The sequence below is a fragment of the Formosa sp. F44 genome, from assembly GCF_056238645.1.
Window position 1 is genome coordinate 428453 of record NZ_JBWDLJ010000004.1, and the last position, 13642, is coordinate 442094.

At 35.1% G+C, this 13642-nt stretch carries 8 protein-coding genes; all 8 read left to right on the forward strand.

All coding sequences use genetic code 11. The features are described from left to right. The first annotated feature begins 3 nt into the window (after positions 1–3). The 8 genes from AC0UBM_RS14480 (at position 4) to AC0UBM_RS14515 (ending at position 13569) form a co-directional block, all read left to right on the forward strand. Positions 4–1800: an arylsulfatase gene (locus tag AC0UBM_RS14480; protein WP_475689092.1), complete on the forward strand. Its 1797-nt coding sequence runs from the start codon at positions 4–6 to the stop codon at positions 1798–1800. Between the two features lie 32 nt (positions 1801–1832). Then, complete coding sequence (locus tag AC0UBM_RS14485) at positions 1833–3398, forward strand: sulfatase family protein (protein WP_475689093.1); 1566 nt, start codon at positions 1833–1835, stop codon at positions 3396–3398. A 29-nt stretch (positions 3399–3427) separates the two neighbouring features. Then, on the forward strand, positions 3428–4261 hold the full coding sequence (locus tag AC0UBM_RS14490; protein ID WP_475689094.1) for a 3-keto-disaccharide hydrolase: 834 nt from the start codon (positions 3428–3430) through the stop codon (positions 4259–4261). A 189-nt stretch (positions 4262–4450) separates the two neighbouring features. Continuing rightward, complete coding sequence (locus AC0UBM_RS14495) at positions 4451–5839, forward strand: hypothetical protein (RefSeq protein ID WP_475689095.1); 1389 nt, start codon at positions 4451–4453, stop codon at positions 5837–5839. Positions 5840–5894: 55 nt separating this feature from the next. Then, positions 5895–6695 (forward strand): SGNH/GDSL hydrolase family protein, encoded by an 801-nt coding sequence (locus AC0UBM_RS14500; protein WP_475689096.1) that lies wholly within the window; start codon positions 5895–5897, stop codon positions 6693–6695. A 31-nt stretch (positions 6696–6726) separates the two neighbouring features. Further along, entirely contained in the window at positions 6727–8187 is a 1461-nt protein-coding gene (locus tag AC0UBM_RS14505; RefSeq protein WP_475689097.1) for a sulfatase family protein, read from the forward strand. A gap of 286 nt (positions 8188–8473) precedes the next feature. Beyond that, positions 8474–10924 carry a leucine-rich repeat domain-containing protein gene (locus AC0UBM_RS14510; RefSeq protein WP_475689098.1) on the forward strand — a complete coding sequence of 817 codons (2451 nt, stop codon included), beginning with the start codon at positions 8474–8476 and terminating at the stop codon, positions 10922–10924. Between the two features lie 344 nt (positions 10925–11268). After that, positions 11269–13569 carry a T9SS type A sorting domain-containing protein gene (locus AC0UBM_RS14515; protein WP_475689099.1) on the forward strand — a complete coding sequence of 767 codons (2301 nt, stop codon included), beginning with the start codon at positions 11269–11271 and terminating at the stop codon, positions 13567–13569. The last annotated feature ends 73 nt before the right edge of the window (positions 13570–13642 follow it).

The following is a 13642-nucleotide window of genomic DNA, read 5'->3' on the forward strand; positions in this document are numbered from 1 at the left end:
GATTTGAATAATAGAATTTTAATATTTGTTTTAGCTGTCATGCTATTACCAGTTCATCTTGTACTAGCACAGACACAGCAAAAGGTTAAAAAGAAACCGAATGTTATTATCGTTATTACAGACGATCAAGGTAAAGGCGATTTGGCTTGCGAGGGAAATCCCTATGTAAAAACACCAAATATAGATAACCTTTATAATGAAGCTGTTCGTTTTACAAACTACCATGTGTCTACGACTTGTGCACCTACTAGAGGGGCTTTTATGTCGGGCCGACATAGTAATCGCGTTAACGTATTTCATACAATTAACGGTCGGTCTATCCTTTTTGAAGATGAGGTTATTTTACCTCAAATTTTTGCCCAAAATGGTTACACAAATGCTATGTTCGGAAAATGGCACTTAGGAGATAATTATCCATATCGTCCAGAAGATCGTGGCTTTCATGAAGTCATTCGTCATGGTGGAGGAGGTATTGGTCAAGGTCCGGATTATTGGGGCAACGATTATTTCGACGATACGTATTGGCATAATGGTAAATTGGAAAAGTACGATGGGTACTGTACAGATGTGTTTTTCGATGGCGCTCTTAGTTTTATTGAAACAAATAAAGACACTCCTTTTTTCTGTTACATTTCTACAAATGCGCCACATTCACCATATAATCTTCCAAAATCATATTACGATATGTATCAAGGAAAAGCTTACAAATCTTTGGATCCGCGTTTACGTAGGTTTTACGGTATGATTACCAATATAGACGATAACTTTAAACGTTTAGAAGATAAACTTTCTGAGTTGGGAATTTTAGATAATACCATCGTTATTTTTACCACAGATAATGGAACATCGGCAGGACGTAGCACTTTCAATGCTGGATTAAAAGGCGGAAAAGGGAGTCAGTATGATGGCGGACATCGTGTGCCTTTATATATACGTTGGCCAGATGGTAACCTTACAGGAGGAAAAGATATTGATAATTTGGTTGCGCATTACGACTTGCTTCCGACTTTTGTGGATTTATTAGGACTCGATTTTAATCCCGTAAAGAAGCTTGATGGTAAAAGTTTAAATCCGTTATTACAAAATAAGAATGCACCTTGGGACAACCGAATATTGTATATGGATACCCAAAGAGAGCAAAACCTAATTAAGTATAAGAAATATACAGTAATGGACGATAACTGGCGTCTGGTAGATGGTAAAGAATTATATAATATGCGTACCGATTTGGGTCAAGATCATAATGTAATTTCGGCGCATCCAGAGGTTGCAGACCGTTTGTCTGTAGGATATGAAACTTGGTGGAATACTTTTGTAGATGAAGGCGTAAACGAAAAATATGCCTATATAAAAGTAGGGACAGCTTTCGAAAATCCTTCACGTATTTCTGCTCACGATATGATTGTTGGAAGGTACGCACCGTCTTGGCATCAAGATGGCGCTAGAGTACCCGAATGGTCTTCTGGTCGGTGGAAAATAGAATTTGTTAAAGACGGAGAATATAGCATTAGTTTACGCAGATTTCCGCGTGAAAGTGGATTAGGCATTAATGAAACTTTTCCAGCTCAAGAAAAAGCGATAGAATTTGATAAGACATCGCCGGCCGGAGTAAAAACAGATTTTAAAAAGGCTTTTCTGTACGTGGCTAATATTTCAAAACAATTAGACATAAAACCGGGACAAGAGGAGGTTACTTTTAGAGGAAAAATTCCCGCTGGTAAATACGATATGGAAGCTCAATTAATTGATGAGTCAGGAAAAGTATATCCTTCATATTACGTGTACATTGAAAAGTTATAGAAAAAATTAAAATTTATAAATTATAAAATAAAATGAATAATAATTTTAAAATCAAATTACGGACATTATGTGTTTGTCTTTTTGTTTTATGCGGTTATTTAAGTACAGCTCAAAACAAACCAAATATTGTAATTATTTACACCGACGATCAAGGGTATGGAGATGTGAGTGCATTAAATCCGGAGGCCAAATTTAAAACGCCAAATATGGATCGTATAGCTAATGAGGGTATTGTGTTTACAGACGGGCATAGTAGTGATGCCGTGTGTACACCATCGCGATATTCGTTGTTAACGGGCCGTTATAGCTGGAGAACATCGTTAAAAAAAGGCGTGTTAAGAGCCGATGGACCATGTTTAATTGAAGACCAACGCATGACCATTGGTTCGTTACTTCAAAAGCAAGGGTATAATACGGCAATGATTGGTAAATGGCATTTACAAATGGAATTTGTAGGAGATGTAAAAGAAGGCGGACGCGATTGGTCACAACCATTTACCGACGGACCTATAGAAAAAGGATTCGATTATTTTTTCGGGATTCCCGCATCCATGAATTATGGAATATTAACGTATTTAGAGAATGATCGTGTGTTGGATCCGCCAAATATGTTCACCAAAAAGAAAATGGATGTCACGCCTCGTACTTATAGAATGACACCACCTTATCAAGCCGAGCAAAGTAAAGGTTATGTGGAAGTCGCTCCATCTTTTAACGACGAATATGTGTTGGAAACGTTAACTAACAGAGCGGTAAAGTATATAGACGAGACAGCCGCTGAAGCTAAAAAAGGAAAGCCATTTTTCTTGTATTTTCCTTTAACAAGTCCGCACTTGCCACATAGCACGCATCCTGATTTTCAAGGGAAAAGTAATTGTGGTAATTACGGAGATTTTATGCAAGAAACCGATTACCGTGTAGGTCAAGTGTTAGATGCACTAAAAGCAAATGGTTTAGAAGATAATACTTTGGTGATTTTTTCATCGGATAATGGTGCAGAAAGTAATTACGAGTATCAAAGAGATACCTATCAGCATTATAGCTGTATGAATTTTAAAGGCGGTAAGCGTGATATTTATGAAGGCGGACATCGCGTTCCTTTTTTAATGCGCTGGCCAGATCAGATTAAAGCAGGGAGCGTAGTAGTTACACCTGTTTGTCAAACCGATTATTTAGCGACTATTGCAGATATTGTAGGTGCACAACTTCCGGTAAACGCTGCCGAAGACAGTTACAGTTTATACCATTTAATGAAGGGGAATACAGAGGTTCAAAATAGAGCTGTGATTCATCATTCGTTTACTGGGCATTTTGCAATTCGTGAAGGGAAATGGAAATTAAATATGCTTAGAGGTTCTGGAGGTTCGTTAAAACCAGTTATCATTGAACCTAAAGCAGGCGAAGCTATTTACGAGTTATACGATTTAGAAAATGATCCAGGTGAAACTAAAAATTTGTATTTCGAGCATCCAGAAATCGTAAATCAGTTAAAAACTAAAATCACAGATATTATAAAAAACGGAAGATCTACTGCAGGTCCTGCTCAACCCTTTATTAAGGAAGATTGGTCGCAAGTAACGTGGATGAATTTAAACTAATCCGATTTACTAACCTAAACCTTTTTAATATGACCATTAAAACCATGTTTCTTTCAGCAAGTTTACTGTTCTGTATGGGAGTTCCATTATTAGCACAAGATCAATCCAACTCAAAAGTTCTAGATAAAGATGGATTCGAAACACTTTTCAACGGAAAAAACTTTGATGGCTGGTATTTAAAACTTCGCAATGGAGACGATGTATTGGCGAAAAAAGTGTTTGCTATTGAAAACGATATGGTTCATGTGTTTAACGATGCCTTTCCTAAGGAATATGAATTAAATACGGGTGAAAATAATACACATGGTCTGTTTTACACCAAGAAAACATATAGTAAATATATCTTGAAATTTGAATACAAATGGGGAAGTCGTGTTGCAAACAATTTTGAGCGTTGGCAATATGATGCCGGTGTGTATTATCATGTAACAAATGATGCCGTTTGGCCTACAGGAATAGAATATCAGGTGCGTTACGACCAGACTACAAAACGAAATCATACTGGTGATTTAATTCGTCCAAAAGATGTGACATACGACTGGTATAGGGCTAAAGATAGTGAGACATATTTGCATCCCAAACAAGGCGGTGTTTTAGATACTTCAAAGAGTTGGCTTCATCATGCAACACCAACACGTAATTTTAAAGCGTTGGACGATCAATGGAATCAATGCGAAATTATAGTCATGGGCGATAAGTATACGATTCATAAATTAAATGGCGACATTGTAAATATGGCCTTTAATTTAAATCCAAGTTCGGGAATTATCGGATTTCAATCTGAAACTGCAGAGATTTATTATAGAAATATTAAAATAAAAGAGTTTGATGAGGTCGTTCCTGTAGAAACATTTTTAAAATAACACTAGAGTAACCAATCCAAATACTCGTTATAAGCCTTTTCAAAATTAAAACATTGAAAAGGCTTTTTTGTGTTTAAAAGCGTGTGTTTATGGTAAATTGACACTTAATTTATACGAAAAGAATCATAGTTTATATTCGTTTGTTTTCAAATTTGTGATCTTGGTAGTGGATAAAAATTAGGCCGTAAAATGATAAAAACAAACCTTCGTCAAAATGTAACTTTACATTTTAAAACATTGCTTTATGTCTTCGGATTCTTATTTTTTAGTCAGTTTTCAAATGCTAAAGAAATTCAGATTTCGAGTCTGGAAGAATTAGCGACTTATGCATCGCAGAGTGGAAATGTGATAACCATGAAGCCAGGTGTATATAAACTCGCTAATTATTTAACAGTAGATTCGATGCGTGTTCGTCACGATCAAAAGAAATTTTCATATATCGTGTTTAACGGTAGTAATAATATATTTAAACTTGAAGGTGTAGAAATTGAGGTTGATACAGAATTACGCACAGCATTAAATCCGCCAATTCATAGCGACGAATTTATAATAAAAGGAAATAATAATACAGTTCATGGATTAACCATTAGATGTATTGGAGAAGGGACGTCGCCAGGAGGTACGGTGCTTCAAGTGGCTGGCCAAGGCAATGTTCTTAAAGATATAACACTTTACGTTGCAGGGTCTTCGCCATATGGCTACGGAGATTTGTTTGGAAAAGGTAAGGCTAAAGAGACGGTAATTAAACACAAGAAACATAGTGGTTTATTAGTGACAGGAAGCGACACAAAATTATACCGTTGTAAATTGTACAATCGCTCTTTTGGTCACTGTTTTTTTATTCAGAAAAATCCAGAAAATGTGTATTTCGAAGATTGTTATGCAGAAGGCGCAATACGCACAACAGACGATATTTTGGCAGAAACTTCGGGCCCAGCTTTCGATGTAAATTTCCGCACTTGGACTCAGAATCGTGAAGGCGAGTATGTTGTAACTCCTGGTTATATGAAATCTTTAAGCGAAGATGGTTTTCGAACGTATGGATATTCTAAAAATATTCACTTTAAAAATTGTACAGCCAAAAATACACGTGCAGGCTTCGAATTACGTGCAGAAGGCGTTCGGCTTGAAAACTGTACGACCATTGGGACAGAACGCGCGTATTGGGTAGGAGATAATGCGATTGTTAAAAACTGTAAAGGCGATGCTAATTATGGGCCATTACTATTTGTAGAAGGTAGTAATGTAAATGTGGAATTAATTCTAGATCCTGCAGAATCGGATAGAATTGTACATGCTTTGGCAACGGTACAAGGTCGCAATAATAAAGTAGTATTAAAATCGGCTAATGGAAAAAATAGAACGCAAGATCTTCTAATATTAATCGGATATACACATCCAGAGCATGGCGAATCTATGTCGCCTTATGGAGAGGGAGAAACTAGTGATCTGCAGTTTGTAAACGAAACAGGAATGCCTATAAAAATTGGTAAGCTAACACGTAACAGTGAGATTGTAACTAATGGAAAGCTGATAGAAGATAAAGGAGAAAACACCAAAGTTATTCAACATAATTAAACTTTTAAATATAAATAAAGCGGAATAACGTGTATTGTTTTATACAGTCAGAATCATGAAACGGAAAGAGTTTATAAAAATAATTGGATTAGGAGGATTAGCAATTTCTGCAGTTCCAAATGGTTTTTCGGCCACTTTGGGCACCAAGACTAACGAAGAAATTTGTCGTTCGCAATGGAACATCTTATACGGAAATATTGGAGAAGTCTATAAAACAGACGCCTTTAAGTATGTGCATCCTAAAAAGGGCAAACCAAATGTTTTAATTTATGGCGATTCTATTTCAATTTTATATACATCGGAAGCGCGCGCGCAATTAGATGATAAAGCTACGGTATTTAGATTATTTAAAAATGGTGGTTCAAGTCAGAATTTTATTCCGAATATGAATACACTTCAAGAGACTATGTTTCAGCCAAATTTAAAGGAAGGATGGGATTTTAAATGGGATATTATTCATTTTAATGTCGGGTTACATGATTTAAAATATCTTAAAGGTAAAAATCTAAATAAAGAAGGAAAACAAGTTTCTTCCATTTCAGAATATAAAATTAACTTACAAGCTATTTGTGAGTATTTAAAATCGAATTTTCCGAAGGCTAAATTAATCTTCGCTACAACAACCCCTGTGCCAGCGCATGCAAAAGGTAGGTTTGAAGGTGATAGTGTTATTTATAATAAGGCGGCTTTGGAAGTATTAGAAAAATATCCAGATATAAAAATCAACGATTTATACAGGTTTACTAAACCTCATTTAGAGACTTGGGCACAAGAACCTGGAAATGTACATTATAAAGAATTAGGTTTTCTTGCTCAAGGTAAAGAAGTCGCTAAAATTATAGAAACGGAATTATAATATAAATTAAAAATTAAAACAGATTACCAATATGAAAGTATTAAAAATAGCAGCCTTAGTATGCCTCTCACTTTTTATGAGTTGCAAAGAAGCCGAGAAAAAGCAAGAAGAGAAAAAGCGTCCTAATTTTTTATTCGTTCTGGCAGATGATCAATCGCCATTCGACCTGAAAGTTTATAATCCGAATTCAATATTAGATACTCCTAATATCGATAAACTAGCAAACGAAGGTGTCGTATTTGAAAGTGCTCGACATATGGGATCTATGAATGGTGCCGTGTGCACACCTTCTAGACATATGATTATGACAGGAAGAACGGTATGGAACTTGCCTCCAAGTGCAGAGTTTCAAACACAAATTGGTCCGCATCCTTTAGACGAACAAACTATAGGGGCCCTATTTAATAAAGCAGGATATAAAACCATGAGAACCTGTAAAAAAGGAAATTCTTATCCGGGTGCGAACAAGCAATTCACTGTGGTGCATGACGCTACGAAACGTGGAGGAACAGAAGAAAGTGGTAGTGCATGGCATGCCGAGCAAGTACTTAATTATTTAGGAGATAGAGAGACGGCCAAAGAAGAAGATCCGTTCTTTATTTACCTTGGATTCTCTCATCCACACGACACGCGTAACGGAACTCCAGAATTACTCGAAAAATATGGAGCTGTGAATCATAAAGATGAAAATAGCTTACCAGAATTGAATGAGAAACAACCACAACTTCCAGAAAATTATTTAGAAGCACATCCGTTTTTTCACGGTCATCCAGAGTTAAGAGATGAAGAACGTGTAAGTGGTGTGTGGAAAAACAGAGATGTAAATACCATTAGAAATGAAGTAGGACGTGAGTTTGCATGTTCAGAAAATATAGATATACAATTAGGTAAAGTTCTTAAAAAGTTAGAAGAAACGGGAGAATTAGAAAATACATATATTATTTATACCTCCGATCATGGTATCGCTATAGGGCGTCATGGTTTAATGGGGAAACAAAATTTATACGAGCATACATGGCGTGTACCGTTTATTATTAAAGGCCCTGGTATAGATGGTCATAAAACTAAAAATGGAAATATTTATCTATTAGATGTGTTGCCATCGGTGTTGGATTTAGCTGGTATTGAAATTCCAGAAACGGTGCAAGGTAAAAGTTTTGTACCCGTGTTAAAAGGTGAGAAAGAAGAGGTAAGAGATGTTATGTATGGTGTGTATGCCGGAGGAACTAAACCAGGGATGAGAACCGTGAAAAAAGGCGATTGGAAATTAATAAAATACGATGTCATGGATGGAACTGTTAGAGAAACTCAGTTGTTTAACCTTGCCGAAAATCCACATGAATATTTACCAGAACACCACAAAACGGGAGCGATGGAAACTAATTTAGCCACAAATCCGGAATATGCAGATAAGTTAGCAGAAATGGAAGCTTTACTCTTAGAGGAAATGATTGCAAATAACGATCCGTATAGATTGTGGGATCAAAAGTAGAAATAATTTAATGAGTCACAGAAGTCTTTTAAAAGAACTACATCTTTAGGAGTTTTGAACCTTTGTGACTATTTTGAAATAAAGATTTAAGAGCCCGTTTTATTTAACGGGCTTTTTTGATTTTTTAAAGAAAAACAGATTTAAGGCTTTTAAAAAATGATATACTTAATAATGATGGTGTTTTTTTTCTAAAATGGGTGTTTTTTTATAGGATATGGATTATAAATTATAAATAATCAATATGTTTTTTTGTCTCTTTAGTATTCTAACTAAAACCAAATTAATTATGAAAAAATCATTACCCCAGAATCAATTAAATAGAGCGATGTCTTCGTTTAGAAACATTTTTTTTGCTTTATCGTTCATATGGGCTTCGGCTAATATTTCAGCACAAACAGCAGTAACTGTTTCTAGCGTTGCCGATCTTGCTGTGGTAGCAGCTAATTCTGATCAAACTGTTACGATGGAAGAAGGAGTTTATAAAATGGAAGACTACCTAACTCCTACAGTTATTAGTAATTCTATTCCTGACGCCAATGGTAGGCATAGTATGATACTATTTAGCGGAAATAACAATACATTCGATTTTACAGGTGTTACCATTGAGGTAAATACTGAGCTTCTAAATGATTTTGGCTCTCGTTGTATAGAATTTTATGTAACAGGAAGTAATATCACTATTAAAGGATTAACGGTTAAAGATATAGGAGAGTCGGCACCATCAAGTCCAGGAATGCAATCGTTTACAGTTGCAGGTGAAAATGTAACAGTCGAGGATGTTACATTAAATATTAAAGGTTCTTATCCTTATGGTTATGGCGATTTGCTGGGGAAAGGAGACAATAATTTGGTGACTTTAAGAAAACATAGTGGTCTACTTGTTGAAGGTTTAAATATTAATATTATTCGTTGTTCTATTTATTCAGAAGCTTTCGGGCACTTATTTTTTATTCAAGGTGGTCGAAATGTGCTGTTTCAAGATTGTCATGCAGAAGCAGTTACTAGAACTACAGACGATATGTTAGCAGAAACTTCTGGGCCAGCTTTCGATAAAGGTTTTGCATCTGTTTATGGTAATTATAATGGAGAAAATATTATAACTCCAGGATATACAAAATCTTTAAGTGAAGGAGGTTTTCGTACGTATGGTAGCGGTGGCGTCGATGGCAATATTACAGGAGATATTACTTTTACTAATTGTATAGCTAAAAATACACGGATTGGTTTTGCTACAGAGGTTGGTGGAAAAATTTTAATTGAAAATTGTGAAGCTACAGGGTGTGAAGCGGGTTATAATGTTCAGAATGTAACTATTAAAAATAGCCGAGGCGATGCTGTTAATGGACCCTTATTGTATTTAAGTGGAGATGATTCTGAAGTCGAATTAGAATTAATGCCAACATTACCTAAAACTACGTTACATGCTATTGCAACTATCTCAGGCTCTAATAATAAAGTATCATTTACTAAATGGGGGGATAATACAAGAACAGAGGAACATAAAATTATAATAGGAGCTAAAAGACCATCTGGAGCTAATCCATATTCGCCACTTGGGACTGATACAACTTTAGGAATTACTTTAGATAATTCTACAGATATGCCAGTAGAAATACTTCCAACAACAACTGGGAGCACTATCAACACTACAGGTATAGTAATTAATAATAGTACAGGAAATGTAATTAATGCGGATAGAGGTATAGAAGATCAAAATTTTGATGATGGAGTGTATACATATAATATATTAGGAACAAATCCTAATGAATGTCAGGTTACAGGGTTTGTATCCGGGCAAGAAGTAACAAATGCAGAGATACCAGAGACTGCTGAAAATAATTCTGTGACTTATAGTGTTGTCGCCGTTGGTGAAAATGCATTTTTAAATAATACAACCATTACAGATGTAACTCTGCCTAGTACGGTTATATCAATAGAATCCACCGCATTTAGTAGCTGTACTAACCTAACAACTATTAACCTAGAAAATATAATAACGTTTGGAGACAATAGTTTTAGTAATTGTACGTCGTTAGCGTTAGCACCTTTGGATTTAACTAAAGCCGTAAGTACAGGAAATTATACCTTTATCAATTGTGCTTCAATTACTTCAGTAGTTGTTCCGGGAACTTTAACTTTAGGTATAGGAGCTCTTAGGGGTACTGGTATTACATCTTTTGTGATACCTAATGAATGGACGGTTATGCCGGACCAAATGATAAGAGATTGCAAATCGGTGACTTCTATTAATATTCCTAGTACAATAACAACTATGGGGGTAGCTGCTTTCAGAGGATGTACTGGAATAACACAAATGCAAGTAAATTGGACAACACCTGATGAAATTGCAAATGCTAAAGTGAATAATTTGTTTAATGGTTTAACTTTAAGTGATATTAGTTTACTAGTGCCGAGCGGCACAGAAACGTTCTACGAAGTAGCACCTATTTGGACAGATTTTAACATAGCTGTAGGAATTCTAAGTACAGATAATGTAGAGAAAGAGTTGGGATTTAGTATTTACCCTAACCCCGTTAAAAGTAATATGTACATTAAAAATAGCCAAGTAAGGGATGTAGTGATTACGGTTTACGACTTAAATGGTAGAGCTTTATTACATAAAAACATAAATAATACAGAGTCTAGTATAGATGTTTCAAACCTAGCTGCCGGACTGTATTTAATTAAAGTTAAAAGTGAAACAAGTGAATTTACGAAACGTATCATAAAGCAATAGGTTTTTTTAAAAACAAATTAAATTTACATAGTATAAAAAAGCAGTAAATTGTATAGACATGCGATTTACTGCTTTTTTTGTGAGTTACAAATTTAAATGCAGTATAAAATCTTAATAATAAAACGAATAAGCAAATAAATTAGGAAATAGTGAAAATTAGAAATAAATGACTTATAAGTTATATCTAAAGAACTATAATTTATATTCTTTCTACTCATAATATAATAATATTACATTGCTATAAGTCTCCTGTTTTCAACAGGTTACTTGTTTTAGTTGACATTTTAGTCTTAAAGTTTGAATTGTTTTAAGACGAATATTTAACCAATATTAAACTATTATTTATGAGAAATTATTACGCATTTAAGCAGGTATTATTCTTAGTCTGCTTCACTTTTTTATCAACCACATTATGGGCAACAGACCAAACGGTTCTTCCCGGAGAAAGTATTCAGACAGCTATAGACAATGTTTCAACTAGTGGTGGCGGAATTGTAACGCTCGCAAAAGGAACTCATGTTATTACCGTTCCAGTTAGAATGAAAAGTAATGTAACGCTTCAGGGAGAAGGTAATTGGGAAAGTTTACTGCAAACCACGGTAAACATGAATATGATTATAGCAGATGCTGAGGGTTTACAAAACTTAACCATTCAAAACTTAGCGATTCAAGGTACTAATGCAATTAATGGAGGAGGAATTCAAATTACTTCTCAAGGTGTAGATCACGAAAACATTAAAATTATTAATGTGCATTGTTTTGAAACGGGTTGGGGAGTACATATAAAAGGGACTAAAAATTTATTGGTTCAAGATTGCCTTTTTGAAAGAAATGGAACAGCAGGAAAAGAGGGATATGCCCACAATATGTATTTACGTCGAGTATATGGTGCAGAAGTTAGAGATAGCCAGTTTCTAAATTCAACCTCTGCTAACGGAATTAATATTTCATATAGTGAAGATATTAAAGTTTACAATTGCGAAATGTCTGGTAATTACTTTAGAGGTGTTCGTGCAGCAAACACAGACGGGTATTTAGTATACGATTGTATTGTTAACGATAATGGAGATGTTGGGATTTTAGCAAATTCTGAAGGTGTGCCAACAACCAATATTGATATTAAAAGAAACTGTGTCTCTAATAATTCTAAAGCAGGAATCTCTGGAGTAAATGGTGTTACAGGAATTGTTCAGGATAATAATTCTTATGGTAATGAAACAGATTATAATTTGCCAAATTCTGTGAATCAATCTGGTAATACTTCAGATGCTACAATGAACTGCGCTTATAACGATACACCAAGTGTAAGTTTGTCTGTGGTACCAGGAGATGATATGATTTATTTAAACTGGGGATTAAAAAATATTACGGCAACGAGACAGGATGTGTTTAGAGATACAGATTCGGATCCTAGTGGTCGTACTCTAATTAAAAGTAAAGTTACTGGGGTAGATTATACCGATACTACTGCCGAAAATGGTGTTACTTATTGGTATTGGATAAAAGTAACGGGAGAGGATTCAAAAACTTATAATTCTAATGGAGCAACTACAACAGCTGTTAATATAGATCCGGTTATTACACTTTCTGCAACGAAAGGGAACAGTGAAGTTGTTTTAAATTGGGAAATGACAGGGATAACTTTGGGAGATCAGGATGTCTTTAGAGACACGGATTCAGACCCAGAAGGACGCGTCTCAATTGCTTATAATGTTGAAGGTAATACATATACAGATACAACTGTAGAAAATGGTACGGAGTATTTTTACTGGATAAAAGCCACAGATGTTTCAGGTGAAAGTACAGATTCTAATGTAGCTAGTGCGACGCCAGCTGTTCCTGAACCGAGTGTAACGTTGCAAGCATATTCTGGAGATAACTCAGTGCTACTGCAATGGGAATTAAAAGATATTACTTTAGGCGATCAGGATATTTTTAGAGATACAGATTCAGACCCAAGCGGACGGGTTTCTGTAGCAAATAATATTGAAGGAAACTCATATGTAGATACCACTGCTGAAATTGGAGTAGAGTACTGGTATTGGGTAAAAGCTACAGATGTTTCTGGAGTGAGTACTAATTCTGAAGCTGTAAATGCTACGGCAAAAGCATTAAATCCACAAATTATTTTAACAACAACGCCAGGTGATGGATCGGTAACTTTGAATTGGGATATTCAAGATATTAACATTCAGAATGTGGGTGTTTTTAGAGATACAGACGATAATGCAAGTGGTCGCAAACTAATTTCTAACGGTTTAACAGGTACGACATTTACAGACAATAGTGTAGAAAATGATACCGATTATTGGTACTGGTTAAAAGTCACAGATGTTACGGGAACAAATTTTAATACAGAGGGGATTTACGCCTTGCCAAGTGCAACACTTTCTATAGAAAAAGAAAATACAGATAATTTTAAATTTTATCCAAATCCGGCATCGGATAAATTAACCATTAAAATGTCTGCTTCACAGTTTGATAAATATACCATACTAGATATTAGTGGACGTGTAACACGAATGGGGACTATTCCAAATGGAGTGCAACAATTAGAGTTAGGTGTAAATGATCTTGCAAATGGTATTTATCTTATCAATTTACAAGGTTCTCAAAACAAAACATTCAAATTTATTAAGAATTAAATCATACGTGTTTACGCATAGAGATACTTATAAAACGCATCGCAGAATTGTAAATACTACGATGCGTTTATTA

Coding starts and splice junctions, on each gene's coding strand:
- AC0UBM_RS14485 (WP_475689093.1), top strand. CDS start 1,833: ATGAATAATAATTTTAAAATCAAATTACGGACATTATGTGTTTGTCTT.
- AC0UBM_RS14490 (WP_475689094.1), top strand. CDS start 3,428: ATGACCATTAAAACCATGTTTCTTTCAGCAAGTTTACTGTTCTGTATG.
- AC0UBM_RS14495 (WP_475689095.1), top strand. CDS start 4,451: ATGATAAAAACAAACCTTCGTCAAAATGTAACTTTACATTTTAAAACA.
- AC0UBM_RS14500 (WP_475689096.1), top strand. CDS start 5,895: ATGAAACGGAAAGAGTTTATAAAAATAATTGGATTAGGAGGATTAGCA.
- AC0UBM_RS14505 (WP_475689097.1), top strand. CDS start 6,727: ATGAAAGTATTAAAAATAGCAGCCTTAGTATGCCTCTCACTTTTTATG.
- AC0UBM_RS14510 (WP_475689098.1), top strand. CDS start 8,474: ATGAAAAAATCATTACCCCAGAATCAATTAAATAGAGCGATGTCTTCG.
- AC0UBM_RS14515 (WP_475689099.1), top strand. CDS start 11,269: ATGAGAAATTATTACGCATTTAAGCAGGTATTATTCTTAGTCTGCTTC.